This is a genomic window from Desulfovibrio sp. GTC20076 (assembly GCF_055385905.1).
Genome location: NZ_AP039366.1, coordinates 2,547,030 through 2,569,775 on the forward strand (window position 1 = coordinate 2,547,030; position 22,746 = coordinate 2,569,775).

General features: G+C 61.3%; 17 protein-coding genes. 9 read left to right on the top strand and 8 right to left on the bottom strand.

The genetic code is table 11. The annotated features are described in order from the left end of the window. Positions 1–7 precede the first annotated feature (7 nt). Positions 8–3,268, top strand: coding sequence for a DEAD/DEAH box helicase (locus ACZ495_RS11250; RefSeq protein ID WP_464262284.1), 3,261 nt, complete (start codon positions 8–10; stop codon positions 3,266–3,268). A 107-nt stretch (positions 3,269–3,375) separates the two neighbouring features. Next, entirely contained in the window at positions 3,376–4,308 is a 933-nt protein-coding gene (locus ACZ495_RS11255; protein ID WP_394026785.1) for a Dyp-type peroxidase, read from the top strand. A gap of 150 nt (positions 4,309–4,458) precedes the next feature. Here the strand turns inward: ACZ495_RS11255 and panB are convergent, their stop codons facing one another. From panB to ACZ495_RS11275, 4 genes are all read right to left on the bottom strand, one after another. After that, positions 4,459–5,292, bottom strand: a complete 834-nt coding sequence (gene panB / locus ACZ495_RS11260) for a 3-methyl-2-oxobutanoate hydroxymethyltransferase (protein ID WP_012623727.1) — start codon at positions 5,290–5,292, stop codon at positions 4,459–4,461. Positions 5,293–5,521: 229 nt separating this feature from the next. Continuing rightward, positions 5,522–6,406 carry an agmatinase gene (speB, locus tag ACZ495_RS11265; protein WP_296983268.1) on the bottom strand — a complete coding sequence of 295 codons (885 nt, stop codon included), beginning with the start codon at positions 6,404–6,406 and terminating at the stop codon, positions 5,522–5,524. A 302-nt stretch (positions 6,407–6,708) separates the two neighbouring features. Beyond that, on the bottom strand, positions 6,709–7,371 hold the full coding sequence (gene mnmM / locus ACZ495_RS11270; protein WP_049757341.1) for a tRNA 5-(aminomethyl)-2-thiouridylate-methyltransferase MnmM: 663 nt from the start codon (positions 7,369–7,371) through the stop codon (positions 6,709–6,711). Between the two features lie 134 nt (positions 7,372–7,505). Beyond that, positions 7,506–8,039: a hypothetical protein gene (locus ACZ495_RS11275; protein WP_012623724.1), complete on the bottom strand. Its 534-nt coding sequence runs from the start codon at positions 8,037–8,039 to the stop codon at positions 7,506–7,508. Between the two features lie 606 nt (positions 8,040–8,645). On the opposite strand from ACZ495_RS11275, the gene ACZ495_RS11280 reads away from it, so the two are divergent. From ACZ495_RS11280 to ACZ495_RS11295, 4 genes are read left to right on the top strand one after another with little or no spacing between them, the layout of a single operon-like run. Continuing rightward, positions 8,646–10,952, top strand: a complete 2,307-nt coding sequence (locus ACZ495_RS11280) for an ATP-dependent helicase (protein WP_012623723.1) — start codon at positions 8,646–8,648, stop codon at positions 10,950–10,952. A 1-nt stretch (position 10,953) separates the two neighbouring features. After that, positions 10,954–12,024, top strand: a complete 1,071-nt coding sequence (gene thiL / locus ACZ495_RS11285) for a thiamine-phosphate kinase (RefSeq protein WP_296983276.1) — start codon at positions 10,954–10,956, stop codon at positions 12,022–12,024. Between the two features lies 1 nt (position 12,025). Continuing rightward, positions 12,026–12,934: a glycosyltransferase family 2 protein gene (locus ACZ495_RS11290; RefSeq protein ID WP_012623721.1), complete on the top strand. Its 909-nt coding sequence runs from the start codon at positions 12,026–12,028 to the stop codon at positions 12,932–12,934. After that, positions 12,931–13,572 carry a class II aldolase/adducin family protein gene (locus tag ACZ495_RS11295; RefSeq protein WP_464262285.1) on the top strand — a complete coding sequence of 214 codons (642 nt, stop codon included), beginning with the start codon at positions 12,931–12,933 and terminating at the stop codon, positions 13,570–13,572. The genes ACZ495_RS11290 and ACZ495_RS11295 overlap by 4 nt, the downstream gene beginning before the upstream one ends. Positions 13,573–14,651: 1,079 nt before the next feature. Here the strand turns inward: ACZ495_RS11295 and ACZ495_RS11300 are convergent. The 3 genes from ACZ495_RS11300 to ACZ495_RS11310 form a co-directional block, all read right to left on the bottom strand. Continuing rightward, positions 14,652–15,167 carry a YceI family protein gene (locus tag ACZ495_RS11300; RefSeq protein ID WP_012623719.1) on the bottom strand — a complete coding sequence of 172 codons (516 nt, stop codon included), beginning with the start codon at positions 15,165–15,167 and terminating at the stop codon, positions 14,652–14,654. Positions 15,168–15,645: 478 nt separating this feature from the next. Next, positions 15,646–16,125, bottom strand: a complete 480-nt coding sequence (locus ACZ495_RS11305; RefSeq protein WP_012623718.1) for a DinB family protein — start codon at positions 16,123–16,125, stop codon at positions 15,646–15,648. 330 nt (positions 16,126–16,455) lie between these two features. Further along, complete coding sequence (locus ACZ495_RS11310; RefSeq protein WP_012623717.1) at positions 16,456–16,965, bottom strand: peptidylprolyl isomerase; 510 nt, start codon at positions 16,963–16,965, stop codon at positions 16,456–16,458. A 121-nt stretch (positions 16,966–17,086) separates the two neighbouring features. Here ACZ495_RS11310 and mutY point away from each other — a divergent pair, with 121 nt between their 5' ends. Beyond that, on the top strand, positions 17,087–18,394 hold the full coding sequence (mutY, locus tag ACZ495_RS11315; RefSeq protein WP_407845148.1) for an A/G-specific adenine glycosylase: 1,308 nt from the start codon (positions 17,087–17,089) through the stop codon (positions 18,392–18,394). A gap of 39 nt (positions 18,395–18,433) precedes the next feature. Here mutY and ACZ495_RS11320 read toward each other — a convergent pair whose 3' ends face one another. Then, positions 18,434–20,002: a methyl-accepting chemotaxis protein gene (locus ACZ495_RS11320; protein ID WP_012623715.1), complete on the bottom strand. Its 1,569-nt coding sequence runs from the start codon at positions 20,000–20,002 to the stop codon at positions 18,434–18,436. A gap of 500 nt (positions 20,003–20,502) precedes the next feature. On the opposite strand from ACZ495_RS11320, the gene ACZ495_RS11325 reads away from it, so the two are divergent. Further along, positions 20,503–21,279, top strand: coding sequence for a ribosome maturation factor RimP (locus ACZ495_RS11325; protein ID WP_072311384.1), 777 nt, complete (start codon positions 20,503–20,505; stop codon positions 21,277–21,279). A 108-nt stretch (positions 21,280–21,387) separates the two neighbouring features. Then, a complete protein-coding gene (nusA, locus tag ACZ495_RS11330; protein ID WP_012623713.1) occupies positions 21,388–22,737 on the top strand; it encodes a transcription termination factor NusA in 1,350 nt (449 codons plus the stop codon). Positions 22,738–22,746: the final 9 nt, after the last annotated feature.

Sequence of the window (22,746 nt, forward strand, 5' to 3'; positions counted from 1 at the left end):
CCGTATCATGTCTGTGGGTTCTTACATCGCCGCCTTGCTGGCCTCGGAAAAACTGGGTGGGCAGGTTACCTGCCACCGTCTGCTGCCTGCGTCCGAAGCCCGGTATGCCCCCACGCGCCTGCCCTGGCCCGCGGCCATAAGCCGTACCCTTGAACAGCGCGGCATCCCGGGCCTCTATAGCCATCAGGCCCTGGCCACAGACCATATCCGCGCCGGGCACTCCATTGTGGCAGCCACGCCCACGGCCAGCGGCAAGAGCCTCATTTACAACCTGCCCGTGCTGGAACGCCACCTGCGCGACCCCGACGCACGCGCCCTGTATCTTTTTCCGCTCAAGGCCCTGGCCCAGGACCAGCTTGCGGCCTTTAACGCCCTCACCGCCGCATGGCCCAAGGACGCCCGCCCCGCCGCCGCCCTGTATGACGGCGACACCACGGACCATTTCAGGCGCAAGATCCGGCGCGACCCGCCCGCGGTGCTCATCAGCAACCCGGAAATGCTGCATCTGGGTATCCTGCCCCATCACGAGCAGTGGGCGGCCTTTCTGGCAGGTCTGACCCATGTGGTGGTGGATGAGGCCCATACCTATCGGGGCGTATTCGGCGCACATATGGCGCAGGTTTTCCGGCGGCTCAACCGGCTGGCCGGACGTTACGGGGCAAATCCGGTCTACGTGCTGTGCACGGCCACGGTGGGTAATCCCGGCGAACTGGGCGCGGCGCTCACCGGCGCGGCATGGCCCGGAACCGGAGACAGCAGGCATCCTGAAAGCCCCGTACCGTCCGGAACAGATGCCGCTGCCACACAAACCGTCGAAGCCGGGGGATTTTTTCCGCAGCAGCCTGCGGCATTGCCGCCGCCCGTGGTCATTGACAGGTCCGGCGCGCCGCAGGGACCACGGCATTTTGTTTTTCTCAATCCCGAACAAAGCCCGGCCACGGCGGCCATTGACCTGCTCAAGGCGGCTCTGGCCCGCAACCTGCGCACCATCGTCTATTGCCGTTCACGCCGCATGACAGAGCTTATCAGCCTGTGGGCCGGGCAGTCCGGTTCATTTTCCAGCCGCATTTCCGCCTATCGCGCGGGCTTTTTGCCCGAAGAACGCCGGAGCATCGAATCACGCATGGCCAGCGGCGAACTGCTGGCCGTGGTCAGTACCAGCGCCCTTGAACTGGGCATAGACATCGGCGGCCTTGATGTCTGCATTCTTGTGGGCTATCCGGGTACGGTCATGGCCACCCTGCAACGCGGCGGGCGCGTGGGCCGTGCGCAGCAGGAGTCCGCCGTTATCGTGGTTGCGGGCGAAGACGCGCTGGACCAGTATTTTGCCCGCAATCCCGACGATTTTTTCAACCGCCCTCCGGAAAAGGCCGTGGTTAATCCCGACAATGAGGTTATTCTGGCCCGGCATCTGGAATGCGCCGCCGCAGAAATGCCCCTGCGCCTCGGCGAAGCCATGCTGGCAAGCCCCGCGGCACTGAACGCCGCCCGCGCACTCAACGCGCAGGGGCTGCTGCTCCAGTCCGCCGAGGGCGGGCAGCTCATGGCCTCGCGCAAGCGCCCCCAGCGCCATGTGGACCTGCGCGGCACAGGACAGACCTTCAGCATTGAGGACGGGCAAGGGCATATCATCGGCTCGGTGGACGGCTTTCGCGCATGGCGCGAGACGCATCCCGGCGCGGTCTACCTGCACCGGGGCCGCAGCTACATCATTGAAGAAATAGACTCCGGCCGCGCCCGCATTGTTGCCAAAGAGGCCAGAGTGAGCTGGTTTACCCGTACGCGCGGGCAAAAATCAACGGACATCCTTGAAGAAGCAGAGCGCACTTCTCTGGGCCGCGTTCTGGTATGCCGTGGGCGGCTGCGCATTATCGATACCATCACAGGCTACGAAAAACGCTCCACCACGGGCAACCGCCTGCTCACCATCGCCCCGCTGGACGCCCCGCCCCAGGTTTTTGAAACCGAAGGATTGTGGTTTGTCATACCGGACAATATCCGCGCCGGGCTGGAAGAAAACTTCATGCACTTTATGGGCGGCATCCACGCGCTGGAGCACGCGGCCATCGGCATGCTGCCTCTGCTCATCATGGCCGACCGCAATGACTTTGGCGGCATATCCACGCCCATGCACATCCAGCTTGGCCTGCCCGCCGTCTTTATTTACGACGGGCTTCCCGGTGGCGCGGGACTAACCCGCCAGGCCTTTTCCGATGCGCGCGCCCTGCTTGAAGCCACCTGCAAAACCGTGGCCTCCTGCCCCTGCGAGGACGGCTGCCCCTCCTGCGTGCACTCGCCCAAATGCGGCTCTGGCAACAGGCCCATCAGCAAGCTGGCCGCCCTGGAACTGTTACGCCGGCTGCTCGCGCCGGGCAGCGAGGGCGACCATCTGTTGCAGACGCTGGTTACAAGCCCGCCGCCACCGCGTCCGGAACTGGAACAGAAGCTGGATTTTTTTGCGGCAAACGGCGCTGCGGCGGCTCCTGTCCCCCAAACCTCCGGCACTGCGGAACCAGCCGGCACGGATGCACATGCCGCTGCACCGCGCCATGCCGGTAAGGATACGGGTATGCTTCCGGCTGCTGCGGAGGGTACATCCCCCGCAAGCGGCATTACCGCGCCCCGGAAACGCATCCGGCAGCATGACGCGGCTTGCGCACCCTCTGCCGTCAGAAGCGAGGTGAACAGTATGACTGGCCTTCTGCCCCATACGCCCATAGCGCCGCCCGCGCATTTTCTGGTTTTTGACGTTGAAACCCGCCGCGCCGCCGCCGAGGTCGGCGGCTGGCACAAGGCCGGAGATATGGGGGTGAGCGTAGCTGTGGCTTACGACAGCCGCGCTGATGGCTTTTTTTCCTACAGCCAGGACGAACTGCCCGCGCTTTTTGAGCGCATGCGGGCTGCGGGCCTGGTGGTGGGTTTCAACAGCCTGCGTTTTGACTATGCCGTGTTGACACCCTTTGCGCCGTTTGACCTGCGCGGGCTGCCGAGCCTGGACCTTTTACAGCGGGTAAAGGAGCGGCTGAGCTACCGCATATCGCTTGACAATCTGGGCCAGGCCACCCTGAATGAACCCAAAAGCGCCGACGGACTGCAAGCCCTGCGCTGGTGGAAAGAAGGCAAGGTGGAAGAAATCACCGCCTATTGCCGCAAGGATGTGGACCTGACCCGTCGCCTCTATCTCTATGGCCTTGAGCATGGGCACCTGCTCTTTACCAACAAGGCTGGCGGACGTGTGCGTGTTCCCGTCAACTTTTCTCCCTTGTGAAGCGCACGACCCGGCCTGCGGCAGCGCTGGCCGCAATAGCCGCTGCGTTGCAAATAATTGCGCAAACTTTAAATAATACAGTATGATATAAAAATAAAGGTAAGATTATGAAACCGCAAGACGTTACCAATACTCCAGGCGAACATGCTATTTTTATGGTCTTCGGCCTTCAGGACGAGGCCGGGGCTGCGGCAAAAGTAAAAGACCTGTGCGCCGACTTTTCAGCCGTTGCCCGAAGCATGCGCACCCGCCTGCCTGACTCGGCAATCAGCTGCATAATGGGCTTCGGCGCGGAAGCCTGGAACAGGCTCTTTCCCGGGCGCGGCAAACCCGGTGAACTGGAAGTGTTCAAGGAAATCAAAGGGAACAGGCACACCGCCGTTTCCACCCCGGGCGACATTTTTTTCCACATCCGCGCGGCACGGCTTGACGTATGCCTTGAAGCGGCATCCATCATCAGCGCCAAGCTGCAGGGAGCGGTATACGCCATTGATGAGGTGCAGGGCTTCCGCTATTACGACGGCCGCTCCATCATCGGCTTTGTTGACGGCACGGAAAACCCCGAAGACGACGCACGGCTGACAGCCGCCACGATTGGCGACGAAGACGCGGCGTTCAAGGGCGGCAGTTACGCTTTTGTGCAAAAATATCTGCACGATATGGATGCCTGGAACGCCCTTTCTACAGAGGAGCAGGAAAAAGCCATTGGCAGGCATAAATTCAACGACGTTGAACTCAGCGACGACGAAAAGCCGGAAAACGCACACAATGCCGTGACCAACATTGAAGACGCGGACGGCAATGAACTGAAAATCGTGCGGGCAAACATGCCCTTTGCCAATCCTGCCAAAAGCGAATTCGGCACATATTTCATCGGCTACGCAGGCACGTTTTCCACAACGCGCAAAATGCTTGAAAACATGTTTATCGGCGAACCCGTCGGCAATACGGACCGCCTTCTTGATTTCAGCACCGCAGCTACCGGCACGCTGTTTTTTGTTCCCCCGCTGGAAATGCTTGAAGCGCTGGGAGAGAGCTAGAAACCGCTTTCAACTGAAAGTTCTCGTGCCAGAGGCAAAAAAGCTGACAGCGAAAGAAATGACAGAACCCCGGCAGTGCCGGGGTTCTGTGTATGCAGTTGGTGCATAGCGCCTGTTGGCGCCTGTACGGCAGGCCGCCGCATGCCGGGCCTATTTAAGCTTTTTCAGGGCTTTTTCCATACCTTCGGGCAGGGGATAGCAATGTTCCTCACCGGGAAAAGCCCCCACGCGCACCTCACGGGTATAGGCTTCGATGGCATCGCGCAGGGCCATGTCCACCGAGCCGAAATATTTTACAAAGCGTGGCAGCGGACGGGCATTGAGGCCCGCCATGTCCTGCCAGACCAGTACCTGGCCATCGCAGTCGGCCCCTGCGCCGATGCCGATGACAGGAATGGCAAGTTCCTTTGTAATACGGGCAGCCAGCGGGGCGGGTACGCATTCGAGCACCAGCGCAAAGGCTCCGGCCTCCTGAAGGGCGCGGGCGTCGTCCAGCAGTTTCTGGGCCGCTGCCGGAGTCTTACCCTGCATCTTGAAGCCACCCATGGCGTTCACAGACTGGGGCGTAAGGCCAAGATGCCCCATGACAGGAATGGAAGCCCGTACAATGGCCCTCACCACATCGCAGAATTCCGCGCCGCCTTCCAGCTTGACGGCCTGGGCGCGCCCTTCCGTCACCAGCCTTCCGGCATTGCGCACAGCCTCATCAATTCCTGTGTGGTAACTCATATAAGGCATGTCGCAGATAACGAGGGCCTGCTCCGCGCCGCGTGCCACTGCGCCACAATGACGGACCATGTCGTCCATGCTGACGCCTAGCGTATCCTCATGCCCCAGCATGACCATGCCGAGAGAATCCCCTACCAGCAGAGCGTTGACCCCGGCGGCATCCATGACGCGGGCCGTGCTGTAGTCATAGGCGGTAAGCACAACAAGCTTGTCCTGCCCCTTGGCGGCACGAAAGGTGACCACAGTGTTTTTCATTTCTTTGCTCCTTGTAAAAAAATCCTGCCGGAGATGCCGAGGGCGTCGTGAACGCCGGAAATGCCGCCCTGCCGGACACGAGCGTCCCGCCAGCGCCTTGTACCTTAAAGAATATACATCTCAAGTTATTGTAGCGCCATTACTGCATTTAGGGCAAGACCGCCTGAAACACTCTTACAGTTAGCCGTTGGGGCCGCCTGCGGGCGGGCGGCTGCCACAGCGCTTCTGATCATGCCCCATCCGGGCCGGTATTGGCCGCATGGGCCAGCCCCATAAGCAGATGCGTCAGTTTGGCCGCCGTAAAGTTGCAATGGTGCAGCCCCTGTATGGGCGCCAGCTCCACCACATCAAGCCCGATTACCCTGCGCCCGGCCACGCAGCGCTCAAGAATGAAGTGGGCCTCGCGCCAGCTTATGCCGCCGGGCGAAGGTGTGCCTGTGGCAGGCATGAGTGATGCGTCAAACGCGTCCACATCAAAGGTGATATAGATACGCCGGGGAAAATCCTCGGGCAGGGGCTGCTCGGGCAGGCCCACACGCGCCATGAAATAGGCATCATAATGCGTAACATTATGCGCCTTGCGCACCTCGGCCTCTTCGCGGCAAAAGTCGCGCACGGCAAACTGCACCAGCGGCAGGCCAAGATCGGCCACGGCACGGTGCATCACACAGGCGTGGGAATAGGGGCTTCCTTCATACGAAGACCGCAGGTCGGCATGGGCGTCGAACTGCACGATGCCGAGAGGCTCGCCACTGCGTTGCGCTTCTTTTGCCAGGGCGCGCAGTGCGCCAAGGGTAACGGTATGCTCGCCGCCGAGCAGCACGGGCAGGGCCGCACACGAAATGGCGCGGGCCGTGGCAGCCTCGATGCGGTCGAGCACCTTTTCAACAGGGCCGCCGCAGTCCACAGGCGGCGCGGTATAAAAACCTGTCTCGCCCGGGGCATGTCCGCATTCCCAGGCTTCAAGCTGCTGCGAGGCCTCGAGCAGAGCCGCAGGGCCGCCAGCCGTACCCGCGCCGTAAGAAACGCTCTGCTCAAGCGGAACGGGGATGATATGAAAACCCGCCTGTTCAGGCAAAACAGGGCTGTATTCTGATGCCAGAAAATGCTGCATGACTGTCCTCATGTCTGCGCTGTGTGAAAATAAAACGGCCCGCTTGGGGAGGCAGGCCGTTCTATTTTGGAGGAGGCTGTCAGCAAAAGAAAGGAAGGTACTTTCTTTTGTGCAATGGCCGTGCCAATGAATGCGTTACGCAAAAATCTCTCAACACATTGTATTTCAATACTATTAATTTCAGGAACAAATCCTGTTTAGTTTAAAAACTTTTACCGCCTCCGCCTGCGGCCCACATTGTCCGCCAGTATTTGTACAAAAAATTATCTCGCACCGTTGCCGCCCGCGCTCGCAGGGTCAGTTCACGCCCTATTTTTTCTCACCGGCAGACGCTCCACCAGCAACAGGCTTTCGGCAGCCCGTTCCCTGTTGGCGTCGGCCAGCGCCAGCACACGCCAGCGCCGTGGCGGCAGGCTGCGTACCCACGCCTCAAGGGCGGCCGCCTCTTCCGCACCGCCTTCATGCCCGGTGTAGCAATGCAGGCTGATGCAGCCGCCGGGGGCCAGAGCTTCCAGCGCAGCCTCAAGGGCAGGCAGCGATGTAGCAGGGGTGGTGACCAGATCCTTGTTGCCGCCGGGCAGCCAGCCCAGATTAAAAACAACACACGCCAGGGGCCGCTGCCGGTCTTCCGGCGCAAGCGCCGCCAGCACGTCTGCCAGGCATTCGTGACCCGTGTGCAGCACCCGCGCCGCATGCGCAAAACCGTGAGCCGCAAGCAGGGCGCCCGTAGCTGCCACGGCCTGAGCCTGCACATCCATAGCCAGCAGCAGCGCGTTGCGGGGTGCTGCGCCAAGCAGGAACAGGCTGTCATGCCCGTTGCCGGCCGTGGCATCCACCAGCAGGAGACCGGGCGCCGCACCCACGGCAGCCTGTGCGCCTTGCCCGCCATGCGGCACAGAAGATGCGTCCGCAGCGCAGGTCACCAAAGCGCGTTCAAGAGCCGCGTGGGCCAGATGCTCAAGCAAAGAAAGTCGCCGCACCGGGTAAGCAACCTTGCCGGATGCGACATGCCCTGCATCCGGGCGCTTTTTTCGTCTTGTCCACAGTATTCATGACAGCCGCGCCGCCGGCCAGCCCCTGCGGCAAACATCGCGCACGGCTACTGCACCGTATCCTTGTCGCTCCCGGCCGAGGCGCTGTGCAGGCTCAATGTCATCTTTTCGGCCAGTTCACGGGCGCCGGGGCTTTGCCGCCACTCATCAAAAAGCTTGCGCCACGCGCCGAACTCCGTAAACCCGCGGTCAAGCTGGTCTTCGTGCATTTGCACCCAGGTGTTGAAAAGCTGCATCTGCACCTGGAACGTGGAACTGTTAAAAATCATGGCCGCGCTGTCGCGGGCAATGAGCTTGCCGTCCACATACGCAGCAATGTAGTTGCAGATGGCGCGCTGCGACATTTCAAAGGTCACTTCCTTGCCGTTCATCTCGTCGGCCAGCGGCAGAAGGTGGGGGTACAGCTCGGCTATACGCTCCATTCCCTTGACAGGCACTGCCATGAACAGCGGCGTTTCACCTTCGTCCGAAGCGGATTCGGGCTTTTCGCTGATGAAATAAAAGCGCAGCCAGTTTTCAAACATGACCGATTCAAGCACGCTGGCGACGGCGCTTTGAAATTGGCTTTGTTCTTCAGGCATGAAAACTCCTTCATGTTTTCCGGCATGGCCGGGCAAGGCCGATCTGCCGCCGTGGAAATTGCCGCTCCGCCGCCCGTGCGGGCAGGATGCCGCGCAGTGGGTGCGGGCGCGCCGTGCTCGTGCGGGTGCATAGTGGACGTGCCGTCCCGCAGCCATGCGAAAAATGTCGCAAGAGTGTCTATATGTACTCCCAGGGGCCGGCCGCGTCAATGTGAAACGCTGTGAAGCCGCGCAGAATATCGCTTTGCGGGCAGCCATCAGTGCAGGGGCGCGTGCGGTCACAAAAGCATCCGCGTACTGCCTGCCCATACGACACAAAAAAAGCGCGACCCGGCGAAGGCGTACGCTCCACAGGCCCGGCGGCTGCATATCCATATGCGGCTGGATATCCTCCTGAACATCCGGCCCAAAACACCGGGGACAACGCGCTGCCCGGCGCGGCTTTTGCCCCGGGCACTCTGGCGGCCCGGCGGCCCTTATGCTAGACTTGCCGAGGCATCCGCACCCACAGAAGTTCACGAACGCCAGGCAGTGCTGCTTCAGCCGCGCATGGCCGCGCTTTTGCCGCACCCCGGTCCGGCTGCCGACTTACTCCAAGGTTGTACCATGATTGATTACGCTCAAGCGCTTAACGAAGCCCAATATGAAGCCGCCACCAGCGGCGACGGCCCAGTGCTGGTGGTAGCCGGGGCAGGCAGCGGCAAAACACGCACCATCGTTTACCGTCTGGCATGGCTGGCGGAAAACGGTGTTTCGCCCGAATCCATGCTGCTGCTTACCTTTACCCGCAAGGCCGCGCAGGAAATGCTGCACCGCGCGGGACTGCTGCTGGACCACGGCCTTTCCGGCGTGCAGGGGGGAACCTTTCACGCCTTTGCCTTCAGCGTGCTGCGCCGCTGGAAACCCGCATGGCTGGCCGACCGCCCCTTTACGGTCATGGATGCGGCAGACATTACTTCAGCCGTAAAGCACTGCCGCGACGACCTGAAGCTCGGCAAGGGCGACAAGTCCTTTCCTAAAACACAGACCGTGGTGGGGCTGCTCAGCAAGGCCCGCAACAAGGAGCTGCCGCTGGACGAGGTGCTCAGGCGCGAAGCCTTTCACCTGCTGCCCCACGCCGAAAGCCTGAGCAGGCTGGGCGAGGCCTACAATACCTACCGACGCGAAAAAGGCCTCATGGACTATGACGACCTGCTCTTTGAGCTTGAGGCCCTGCTGCGGCAGAATGAAGTTGCCGCCGCCAGTCTGCGGCAGCGCTTCAGCCATATCCTTGTGGACGAATATCAGGACACAAACCTGGTGCAGGCCCGTATTGTGCGGTTGCTGGCCGGGCCGGAGGACGCCCCCCCCGGCAATGTGATGGCCGTGGGCGACGAGGCGCAGTCCATCTATGCGTTTCGCGGGGCCAACGTGCGTAATATTCTTGATTTTCCCAAGCTTTTTCCCGGTGCGCGCGTCATCCGCCTGGAGGAGAACTACCGCTCCACCAGGCCCGTACTTGAGGTCGCCAACAGCCTGCTGGCCCACGCGGCGGAGTCATTCCGCAAAAAACTGTTCACCCGCAAGGAAGGAGGCGAACCGGTCCGGCTGGTAACCCCCCTGAGCGATGCCAGCCAGGCGCGCCTTGTGGTACGCCGCATTGAAGAACTGCTGCGCGACCACATGCCTCATGAAATCGCGGTACTTTTTCGCGCGGGCTTTCATTCGTACAACCTTGAAATGGCGCTCAACCAGGCCGGCATAGGCTTTCGCAAATACGGCGGCCTGCGCTATACCGAGGCGGCCCACGTCAAGGACGTGATGGCCTATGCACGGCTGCTGCTCAACCCGCTGGACCTGCCCGCCTTTGCCCGTGTGGCCGCCCAGCACAGCGGCATTGGCCCAAAGACGGTAGAAAAGCTGTACAACGTGATCCGCAGCGGCGACGCTGCCGCCACTGAAAAGGCCCTGGCCCGCCACACGGGCTTTCTGGAAGATGTACGCTTCATCAATGACCTGCGCACACGCCCCATGGCGCCGTCTTCCACCCTGGCCGCCGTGCTGGAGCATTATCGCCCGCGCCTGGAGAGCCTGTACCCCGAAGACTGGCCGCGCCGCCAGCAGGGGCTTGAAGAAATCATCCAGATGGCTTCGGGCTATGTTCACCTGGACCTTTTTCTGGCCGACCTGGCACTGGAATCACCCGAAGAGGATGAAAACGACGCCGAGGGCAAGATCACCCTTTCCACCGTACACTCGGCCAAAGGCCTTGAATGGAACGCTGTGTGCATCATTGACCTTGTGGAAGACCGTTTTCCCTCGCGCCATGCCCTTGCCCGGCCCGAAGACTTTGAAGAAGAACGCCGCCTCATGTACGTGGCCTGCACCCGCGCCCGCCAGTGCCTCGACCTCTACGCTCCGGCCTCGCTGTACAACAGGGCCGAGCGCGGCAGCCAGCATGTGAACCAGAGCCCCTTTGTGCGCGAACTGGCCCCAGGCCTGGTGGAAGAATGGGTAGAAGGCTTCGGCGGCGGCATTTCACGCCGGGCTGCCGGTGGATTCGGCTCGCCGGGCGCGTTCCAGCCCCGGCCCGCCACGCGGCCGCAAGGCATGCAGCCCCCACAGGAGCATGCAGCCTATGACGACTGCCAGTTACCGCCGGAGCATGCCGCAGGCGGGCGCCCCGTTGCCGCCGGCGGGCCTGCCGGGAATGGCGGGTATGGCGGATACAGCAGGCCCGAAGTACCGCCCCCAGCCGCAACGTCCTCACAGGGCGGGGACACTCCCGGTCAGGGGCATCTGTGCTACTGCCAGCACCGCATTTTTGGCCGGGGCAAAATAATCAGGCACATCTCGCCCGAAAAGGTGCAGGTGAATTTTCCCGGTTTTGGACTCAAGATCATTCTGAGCGAATATCTGCTCATGGAGAACTGATATGGTCCCGTCCCCTGTTCCGGGCGGCTCTGCCGCCACCAGCGCGGTCCCACTTTCAGAAGATCGCATCCTGGCCTGCCTGGCGGGATACTTTCCGCAGACGCACCCTTCCCTGCTGCTTGGCCGTGGCGATGACTGCGCTGTGCTCAAGGCGGAAAAGCCCCTTTGCGTGAGCAGCGACCTTTTTCTGGAAGACATCCACTTCCGGCGAAACTACTTTACCCCCGAAGACACGGGCTACAAGGCGCTGGCCGTCAACGTGAGCGATCTTGCGGGCTGCGGCGCCCGCCCCCTGGCCTTTACCCTCTGCCTGGGCTTGCCCGCATGGGTGGACATGGACTGGCTCAACAGGTTTTTCAGCGGCATGGCCGAACTGGCGGGCAAGCACCGCATCGCCCTGGCCGGCGGCGACCTGTCCCGCAGCACAAGCCTGCACATCTCCATCACTGTCTGGGGCGAAGCGGCAGAACCCGGCAGTTTTCTGGCGCGCGGAGGCAGCATGCCAGGCGACATTCTTTTTCTTGTGGGGCCGCTGGGTCTTGCCCGCGCAGGCCTTGCCCTGCTTGAGGAGCAGGGCCGCGAAGCCCTGCACCACTGGCCCGCCGCCTGCGCCGCGCATCTGCGCCCCGTTCCCCAGGTGGATGCGGGACTCATGCTGTCCAGAGCAGGGTACAATGCCCGGCCCCCGGCCCTTATGGACCTTTCGGACGGGATACTGCGCGACCTGCCCCGCCTGCTGGGCCTCAGCGGCGAACTGAGCGCCACCTGCCCGGAGAAATGCACGGGCCTTGGAGCCGAAATCGTGCTGCCGCGAGGCCGCCTGCACCCGGAAGTACTGCGCTACGCGGCGGCTACGGGTAAAAATCCTGTTTATGAGGCCCTGCTCGGCGGCGAGGATTACGCCCTGCTCGGCTCATGCGCCCCCGACATGCTGCCGCCCCTGCATGCGGCCATACCGGGGCTGTTCAGCATCGGCGTCGTCACCTCCGGCGGCGGCATTGTATGCAATAACGAACCGCTGGAAAAACTCGGCGGCGGTTTTGACCACTTTGATGCCGGGCAGGACGCCTGACATGCGCGCCCATATCGGCGTTGTTACCTGGAACCGGCTGGACCTTACCCGCCGGTGCCTCACAAGCCTGCTTGCGCAGACGCCGCCCGGCTACAGCCTTACCGTGACAGACAACGGCAGCACAGACGGCACGCCCCGGTATCTGAAAGAGCTGGCCGACGCACACCCGCACATGCGCCTGCACCTGCTAAAACGCAATATGGGCGTGGCCGTGGCCTCCAACCTGGCCTGGGGCGATGCGGGCGCGGCGGACTGTTTTGTCAAGCTGGATAACGACGTGGAGATTTGCGACCCGCACTGGCTTGAGCGCCTTACGGGCATGCTGGCCGCCGATGGCCGCGTAGGCATGGCGGGCTACCGCCTGTGTCCGTGGCATGAGGGCACGCCCCTGCGGCTGGCTGACAGCACGCCCGCCCTCAGCGTAGCGTGCTGCAACGGGGCCTGCGCCTGCATCCCCCGCGCCGTGCATGAAAAACTGGGCTTCTGGAACGAGAGCTACGGCCGCTACGGCTATGAAGACCTGGAATACAGCTGGCGTGCACGGCAGGCGGGGTACCTGCTGGCCTACGCCCTTCAGGAAGACGCTGTGCGTCATCTTGGCGCGGAACCGGAGCAGCGCGATCCCAACATGGAAAACGGCAAGCTTTCCAGCCGCACGGCCGCCCTTTCGGGAACCAAGGCATACCTCATGTATCTGCTGCTGTTTGAAAAGGGCATCATTCCGCTTAAAGTCGGCCGCAAATATCTGCCTGTGGAAGGACCGGACGGAACCGTCTTCAGCCTCAACCCGGAACACAAAGCCCTGCAGCGCCTGCTTACCCGCCTGGTGCAGACTGTCGAAACCAGCCAGACCGGCGATATTTCCTGCCTGGACCTGAGTGCGTGGCAGAAAAAAGGAAGATTGTCATGACCGCACCCGGACACTGCCCGGACAAGGCCTCTCTTTCTGCTTCAGCCGGGGAGCTGACGCCGCATATGGTAGAAAACCTGCGCTCCGTCTGCCGCGACGCATGGCGGCAGGGGCTGCTTTCCGGCTGTAACGGCAACGCCAGCCTGCGCCTGCCCACGCCCCATAGCGATACGGTGTGCCTCACTCGATCTGGAGCGGCCAAGGGGCGGCTCACAGCAGAGGATTGCTGTCTTGTCAGCCTTGCCGACGGCGCAACCCTGCACGGCGGCCCGGCTTCCACCGAATCGGGCATGCATCTGGCCGTTTACCGCGCCCTGCCGGACTGCGCCGCCATACTGCACACACACCCCCGCCGTCTGCTGGCCCTGAGCCTGCGCCTTGGCGGCACTATGGAAGATTTTTTGAACCTGCCCCTTTTTGAAGCCGAAGTATGGCGCGCCCGTCTGAGTGTTGCTCCGGCCCTGCCCCCCGGCACACCAGAACTGGCCCAGGCGGTGGCCGAAGCCGCCCGCACCAGCCCCGCCGTATGGATGGCCGGGCATGGCCTGTGCAGTACAGGGGCAAGCCTGGCCGAAGCCCTGTGCCTGACCGAAGAACTGGAGCACCTTGCCGCCATACAGCTTTTGAGTATGCCGTAAAGACGGCATACCGAAGCCCGGACGCAGCAGAGCGCCACAACGTGGATATTATTCACAGAGGGCGCAGATGCCCGCTCCACACAGGCGATACGTGGGCTGTTCGCGCCCCATGATGAAACAACGTCAGAAGTACCACCTAACGATACTAAATCACTGACTATAAACGTAAACAACCATCACAGGAATAAAATAATCCCCACGCTTCGTAGCACGTTTTTTAAAAACGTGCTTTTTTGCTTGCCAAAGCCACCCTCCGTGTGTAGCATCTTTTTCATGTTCGTAACACAATAGGAACAGGCCGTGCAGAATCCGGCAGTTCCGGCACGGCTGCACAAAAATTCCCGAACGGCCATACATGCCCCAACCGTTCCTCGCAGGCCTATTGCCCCAGACCTGTGCAGGCGGCATGGCCGTAAGCTCCGGAAGGCACGAAACCGCCGGAGCAGACAGGCGGCGGCGTCTTTCACCCACGGCAGACGCCGCCGTCCGAATATTTTAGAATACTGCGCTATCAACGCGCCATAAAAATACGGCCATGCTGTGGAGCGCACTATGCGCCCAAGGTTGGCAGCACGGCCGGAGACCCGCCCCTGTGGGCGGGTCTCGGTTTTTCGCAGGTACGAGAGCAATTACCGCTTCAAATGATTGCTTAACGGTCGCCAAAGCCGCTCTACAATCATTTGGCGACAAGGATTTGTCTCCAAATCCTTGTAGGGCATTTCAAATGCGAGATGCCCTATCGGGTTCAGAACGCCCCGATTTTGCCCCGGACTTCTATCCGTCTGCAAAAAAATGCCCGCCCCGGCGAACCGGAGCGGGCATTTGACGTTACGCCGCTGCAAGGAGCTACGGATGGTAAATATCACGTGCTGGTTACGCCCGTTACCACTGGAGCCTGATTCTTGCAGCCGCCGGGAATATATAAAGCCAAAAAGAGCGCTTCAAACGGCAACAGCTTTAGCCCATCTTACCTTTGAAAACGTTTTCATGCGCTAACGCTGCGTGGATTCTGTCGAAAAGTACATTCCCGGGCAGAATGGCACCAATTAAAACATGAAGTATTTCAGCGTTCATATGCGCTAGACGGGCGAGCACTCCACATCAGCCGCCACATGCACCTCCTCGCCCACAATAAGGGCAGGAATGCTGGTCCCGAGTCCAAAATCGCTCCGCTTTACGCTGCCCCACACCTTGAAGGCGCGGGTAGGCGCATTGTTCATCGGATTGGTCACCACCTCGCTGGCCTGTATGCTGAATGTCACTTCTTTTGTAACACCGTGGATGGTCAGCGCTCCGCTGATTTTCCCCTCCCCCTTGCTGTCCATGCGCACATGACTGCTGGCGAAGGTGATCTCGGGATATGTTCCGGCTTCAAAAAAATCGGCACTGCGCAGATGTTCATCCCGCGCGGCCACGTCCGTATCAATGCTGGCCACGCGGGCAGCCATGCTGAAGGTTGCGTCGGACAGATCGTCCTTGCCGATCTGGGCCGAAGCCGTAAATTCCGCGAACCTGCCGGCTATATCGGTAATCGTGATATGCCTGACAACAAAACCAAGGCGGGAATGGTCGGGATCACTCTTCCATGTGGTCATGGTTTTCTCCTGGTTTATGTGGCCCGGCATCCGTCAGAGTGCCGCTGCGCTCATGCATGCGGGGCAGGCCGGGCCATTATGGCAGCCCCATCGGAGCAGTGTCGGAAAATGTTACGGCAGGCGTGGGTGCAGAACCACAGACCGCGCAGAGAGACGGCGGAGACAAATACATAACTGGAACCACAACGGGACCGCAGCAAGAACACAAACGGCAGCCGGGCGTACACCATCCGCCAGCAGTAGCCAGCAGCCTCGGCCCGACAATGCCCGAACCGCCGGTCTCCGCGCTGCTGCCAGACCGGCGGCAAACCCGTTGCAATGCGGCTGGCGGCCCGAACGCCCTTTATGCTATTTTATCTTTGAGAAAGTGTGCTCTCAAAGTCAAGGCGCGTCTGCTCTGGCACTTGGCGGCGTAAACAACGTGCGCTCGCGCAGCCGCCGGAGCTTTTTCACCGTAAAAATATTCTAAAAACAATGCCTAAAATACCCCGGGCAGGCCGCTATCTCGCAGGGCGGCATCACAGGAGCCGATATGGTAGCAGGTATGGCTGGCAAGCATGGCCACGGCCGCCCCGTAGGTGACGTCCATCCCGATTTTTTGGCTCAGCACGGCATGCAGCCGGGCGAGATCAGCGTCTGAAAGCCCGTCAAGCCAGGCATCAACACAGATGCGCACAGCCTCTGCATAGTCACGCATGGCATCCTTGCCGACAGCGCAGGCCCCCTGCACCTTGAGCATAAGCGTGGCCTGATCGCAGGGCGCAGGCAGGGGAGCATCCTTTTCGCCCAGCGTAAAAAAATTCAGCACGGCAATGGTGTGGGCCACCTGCTGCCATACAGGCCAGCCGCCGCGTGTTCCATTCCAGATATTCTCGGGGCAGACATCAATAAACTGGGTGAGCAGGCTCCAGGAGTGGCGGTAAGGGGCCTGAACGGCATTGATGATATCACGGGACATGAGTGTCTCCTTACGGTTGCGGTGGAGATGCCCCGGCGCGTCGGTCCGCTACGGCGGCAGGGCCGCCGGGCGCGCCGGTCAGAACCAGCATAGCAAAGCCCCTGCCTTGTGCAAAGCGACTCAACAGAGGCCCGACAGCCGTTTTACCCAGTTTTGACCTGATATTACGGAGCGTTTCGTGCCTTGCCCAGGCTGCGTAAAAAAGTGCGGATACAGGGCGGCATAATTTTCGCCCGGCGGATACAGGCAAAAAAACAGGACGCGCCCTCGGCCGACAAGGCCGGGGCGCGTCTCTTGAGGACAGGCTGCGCGCCTTACGGCGGCGAAATATTACTCGAAGCGGCTGGCCCCGGTAATGAGCACCATATCCACAGGCACGTTTTCATGCATGCCCATGCTCTTGGTTTTGACCTTGGCGATCTTTTCCACCACTTCCATGCCTTCGGTCACGCGGCCGAAAGCGCAGTAGCCCCAACCATCAAGGGTGGGTGCGCTGTGGTTGAGAAAATCATTGTCCACCAGGTTGATGAAGAACTGGGCGGTGGCGCTGTGCGGGTCGCGCGTACGGGCCATGGCGATGGTGCCGCGCTCGTTTTTCACGCCGTTGTCGGCCTCGTTGGCAACGGGCTCGCGGGTGGCCTTTTCATCCATGCGTGCGCCGAGGCCGCCGCCCTGGATCATGAAGCCGGGGATAACGCGGTGGAAAATGGTATTGTTGTAAAAACCATCATCCACATACTGCAGAAAGTTGGCAACGGTTTTCGGGGCCTTGTCGGGGAAAAGTTCCAGCAAAATATCGCCGGACGTGGTTTCCAGCAAAACCGTGGGATTATCAGCCATGACAGCTCCTTGCTACTTGTGGTGGCGGCGCGCTCCGGCAAAGGCCGGAATGCGCCCGATCCGGAATATAGGCCATGCCCCGGCAGATGACAATGCCCGCCACCGGGTATAGACTGCCCGCATGCCCAAAAAAGCCATAAAATTCCCCACAGATCCAAAAACAGGCAAAAAATCCCGCACCACTCCCAACCCGCTGCCCGGCCTGGAAACGGCCGCCGCGGCGCAGGGCTGTTCGGGCCGACCGCCGCGGCATCTTCCGCCGGAAAAACACATTCCCGCCCTGCAAAATGCCCTGCTGGACTGGTTTGCCGTGCATCAGCGCGCCCTGCCCTGGCGGAACAGCTACACACCCTATGAAGTCTGGATTTCAGAGGTCATGCTGCAACAGACGCAGATGGAACGCGGGGTAAGGTATTTTATACGCTGGATGGAGCGCTTCCCCGACATTGCCGCGCTGGCAGCCGCCCATGAGGAGGACGTGCTGCGCATGTGGGAAGGGCTGGGCTACTATTCGCGCGCGCGCCACATTCTTGCGGCGGCCCGCAAAATCATGGCCGAGCACAACGGAATATTCCCCCGCGATCCTGCGGCCATACGCGCCCTGCCCGGTGTCGGCCCCTATACGGCCGGAGCCATTGCCAGCATTGCCTTTGAAAAAAAGCTGCCCTGCGTTGATGCCAATGTGGAGCGTGTTGTTTCACGCATTTTTGATGTGGACAGCCCGGTCAAGCAGGAGCCTGCCGCGGGCGTCATCCACCAGTGGGCACTCAGGCTCGTTCCCGAGGGCAAGGCCCGCGCCCACAATCAGGCCATGATGGAGCTTGGCGCGCTTGTATGCCGTAAAAAACCGTGCTGCGCGTCCTGTCCGCTGGGGGCGTTCTGCATAAGCCACCACCTGGGCATTGAGGATCAACGCCCGGTTCCGGGCAAACGGGCCACGGTTACCCCTGTCAACGCCGTCACCGGCGTGCTGCGCCGCGGAGAAAAAATTTTTGTGCAAAAGCGCCCGGCTTCGGGTGTGTGGGGCAATTTGTGGGAATTTCCCGGCGGCCGCGTAGAAGAAGGCGAAAGCCCTGAACAGGCCGTTGTGCGTGAGTTTATGGAAGAAACAGGCTTTACCGTAAACGTGGCAGCCCGTCATGGCATCATCCGCCATGGCTATACCACCTACCGGCTCACCCTGCATTGCTTCGGCCTTGATCTGGCCGCGCCAGGCAAGGATTGTACGCCGGAGACATGCCCGGCCCCGCCGGTGCTCACCGCTGCCACGCAATACCGCTGGGCAAGCCCGCAGGAACTGGAAGACCTCGCCATGCCTGCGGCCCATCGCAAGCTGGCAGACAGTCTTTTCAGCCAGCCCGGGCAAACGGCGGGGGCATCAACAATGCCGCGCCAGGGCCGCCTCACGGACGGAACGGACACAGACTGACCGGACCGCCCGCGAGGGACTGGCGATAAAAGATGCAGATCATTCCTGCAGACGCGCCGTCAGGTCGGCCAGCCGCTCAATGAGGGCCACGAGCCTGTCCGTTTCCTGACGGGCCTCGGCCATGGATCTGGCAGTGCCGGCCATGACGTTGTTGACCTCATCAATGGAGCGGTTGATCTGCTCGCTGGCGACGGACTGCTGCTCGCTGGCCGCCGCAATGGCGCTGATCTGGGCCACGGTGTCTTCCACCGTACCCACGATGGCGTTGAGCGCCTGACCCGATTTTCCGGCATAGGCCGTGGCCTGCTCCACCTGGGTTACCGCACTGTCCATCGAGGTCATGCTCTTGGCGGTACTCTGCTGGATGGACCCGATGGCGCTGCCCACGTCGCTGGTGGACGTCATGGTTTTTTCGGCCAGCTTGCGCACCTCGTCGGCCACCACGGCAAAGCCGCGTCCGGCGTCTCCGGCGCGGGCAGCCTCGATGGCGGCATTGAGGGCCAGCAGGTTGGTCTGGTCAGCAATGTCGGAGATGACGTTCATGATCTCGGTGATGTCTCTGGCGTGGCGGTCCAGAAGAGCCATGTCGCTCTTGAGCGCCATGGACACCTCATGCACTTCGTCGATGCTCTGCGTCACGTTGCTTACCACCTGAGCGCCTTCATGAGCCTTGTCGCGGGTCTGGGCAGAGGCGGTGGAAGCGTCGGCCGCATTATGGGCCACCTCGCGCACGGTGGCCGTCATTTGATTCATGGCCGTGGCGGCTTCGGTCAGCAAACGCGCCGCGCGGGCGGCATCGTTGTCGGAACGGCCTATGCCCGCCACAAGCCCTTCAGAAATGGCGGCAAGCTCCTGCACCGCGCCATCAAGTTCCTGCGCGGCAGCGCGCATGCGCTCGTTCTTGTCCTTGATCATCTGCTCGGCTTCCTTGAGGGCGGTCATGTCCACATAAAGGCACAGGCCGCCAAGGCAGTTTTTCTGCTTGTCATACACGGGAAAAACATTGGCCAGCACATCTATGCGCCGTCCCTTGTGCCCCGCGATGGTTACCGACAGGTTATGGAAATACTGGCCCGTGCGTATGCTCTTGCCCACCGCCGTATCGCGGCTGGCGTCATTATAAAAAAGCTCGGCCAGGGTTTTACCCAGGCAGTTTTTTACCGGGCCGTCGATTTCAAGCATATCCAGGCAGGCCTGATTGGTACTGGTGGCGCGCTCGTTTTCGTCCACCAGCAGATAGGGCAAAGGCATGCCCGTGAGAATTCCGTGCAGTACGCCGTCCGTGCGCCGCAGGCTGGCCGCCATGTCATACGCCGCCGCGTAAATTTTCTGAAGGTCGCCGGGGACTGCCTGCGGCGAACAGCATGCGGGCATATCACCCCTGCCTTCTGCGCCACCACGCAGGCATTGCGCCAGCGCCGGAATGGCCCTGCCGTAAGCCTGCCCCAGCCCAAAGCCCAGAACAAGCAGAACCAGCAGCCCCCCGGCTGCCGCGCCCCATACCGTGCCCGCCGGCATGCCCCCCAACAGCACCGCAGCCCAGGCAAGACCTGTAGCCACGGCCAGGGCAATACAGCCCAGAACCCAGATTTTTCTTTGCAGCGACATGGCTCCTCCTTAAACTACAGAGCATGTTAACTTCGAGAATATTACTCCCAGAGCTTTCCGGCGCTCACTACGGCGCTTACCAGCGCAAATGAACAGCGCTTACACCTTTGTGGCGGACGTTTGCCCGCGCAGTCTCCAGGACAACTTCAAGATAAAATTGCCCGGCCCCTCCGCAACAGGCATACTGCATGCACAGCTTCGCATACATGACGCGGCACACAGCAGCGTTTTTTACGCCCATGCTTTTGCGAAGACTTCCTATCTTCTTGTTGTTACGGCAGTTTTCCAATTTTCTTTATTTCAGTGTAAAAAACAAGCTTTTCTTTTTTGGACAAATTACTTGACAAGCACTATATGGTGAGCTAATTGGGTGCATTCAATGTGGATGACATACCCTGTCGCCACTACATCCTGATGCGGAACGCAGTTCCAGCGGGGTGGCCTGAATAGGCCCCCTTTTTTTTGTCCCTGCGCCGGCGCTTGCCCGCACAAAGGAAAGAATGACTGATAACGCCCTGAGAGAAACCATCATACGCCTGGCCCAACCCGTGGTGCACACCCTCGGACTTGTCATCTGGGGGGTGGAAACAGCCCGCGCCGGGCGCACCATCGTGCGGCTCTTTGTAGACGTGCCGACGATACCGCAACGGCCCGGCATGCCCGAAGGGTCTGAAGAGCCATCATCAGCCATCACCGCGCCTGCTCCGGCTCATGATCCGCAAGAATCTTCCGGCGCTGAAGCGCCGGCCGCCCCCACATCCGCTACCATTGAACAGTGCGAAGAAATTTCCCGCCATCTGGCCCTTGCTCTTGAAGTGGAGGACAGCATCGCGGACGCCTACGTGCTGGAGGTTTCGACCCCCGGCCTGAGCCGCCTGTTCTTCAGCCTTGAGCAGATGCTCCCCTATGTGGGCGACGTGGTGGAAGCGCGGCTGCACACGCCTGTCGCCTCCACTGATCCCGCAGCCCACGGTGGCCCGCGCCGCGTGTGGCGCGGCACGCTCGTCGCAGTTGAGGACGATGCCTTTGTGCTCGCGCCCGTGACCGTCAGCCCCGAAGGCGAAGTGGAAGACGAAAACCAGCCGCCCGTGCGCCTGCCCTGGGAGGCGGTACGCAGGGCCACCCGTATGTATATTTTCAAAAAGCCGCAGAAGCCGGGCAAAAAACCCGGCAAGCCCCAAGGCAAAGAAGCCCCCAAGGGCGGCAGCGGCAGTACGGCCCCCAAAAAGGCCGCAGCCAAAAAGAAAGCTGGCAGAACCGCTGCCGAAAACGACTAGACGGCCCGCAGGGGCAGGCCGCGCCCCCGCCTCGGCGGGCGGGCCGCCCGTGAGCCGCAGCCGGAACAAGCGATTTTACGCCGCCCTGTGCGGCAGCCGGAGGGATCCATGAATCTTGAACTTAAAAAGGCCATTGACCAGATCAGCAAAGACAAGGGCCTTGACCGCAACATGCTCATCGACACGCTTGAAGACGCGGTGCGTACCTCCGTGCTGCGCCGCTTCAGTGAAGATATGGATGTGGAAGTATCCTATAATGACGAAACGGGCGATATTGAGGTCTACCAGTTCAAAATCGTGATGGCCGACGGCGACGTGGCCAATCCCGATACGCAGATAGAACTTGCCGAAGCCCGCGAGCACGATCCTTCCGTTCAGGTGGACGACGAAATGGGCTTCCGCGTCAAGGTTGAAGACCTTGGCCGCATCGCCGCCCAGTCTGCCAAGCAGGTTATCATTCAGCGTATGCGCGACGCCGAACAGGAAATTATCTACGAGGAATACAAGGATCGCGTGGGTGAAATCGTTTCGGGCATCGTGCAGCGCCGCGACAAGGGCGGCTGGGTGGTCAACCTGGGCCGCACCGAAGCCATCCTGCCCCGCGAAGAGCAGATCCCGCGTGAGCATTACAAGCGCGGCGACCGCGTTCAGGCCCTCATTATCGAAGTGCGCCAGGAAGGGCGCGGTCCGCAGGTGGTCATATCCCGTGCGCACCGCGACTACATGGCCGCCCTCTTCCGCCGCGAAGTGCCGGAAGTGGACGACGGCGTGGTGCAGATTATGGGCGTTGCCCGTGATCCCGGCTCACGCGCCAAGGTTGCCGTGCTCTCCCGTGAGCGTGACGTGGACCCCGTGGGCGCCTGCGTTGGCGTGCGCGGCTCGCGCATCCAGAATATCGTGCAGGAACTGCACGGAGAGCGCATCGACATTGTTGTGTGGAGCGCCGATATTGCCACCTACGCCCGCAACGCCCTGGCCCCGGCCCTGGTATCGCGCATTGTGGTGGATGAAGAAGAAAATCTGCTCGAAGTCATCGTGCCGGACGACCAGCTCACCAACGCCATCGGGCGCAAAGGGCAAAACGTCAAGCTGGCCGCTCGCCTTCTGGGCTGGAAAGTCGATATATTCACCGAGACCCGCTACAACGAGGCCAACGCCATCGGCCACGGTCTCGAGCAGGTGGCCAGTGTGGCCGAAGTGTCCATTGAGGCTCTGCTTGGCGCGGGCTACAGCTCGCTTGACCAGCTGCGCCAGGCCACGGACCAGGAACTGTCCGACAAGCTGACCATCAGCGCGTCGCGCATTGCCGACCTTCGCTCGGCCATCAACTTCCTGGCTCCCGTGGTAGAAGAAACGCCCGAATCCTCCGCTGTGGAACTGGGCCGGACGCATGCCGACGAGGAAGACTCCGGTCAAGACCAGACCGGCGACAGTCCCCGCGAGGATGCGCAAGATTAGGGGCAGCCG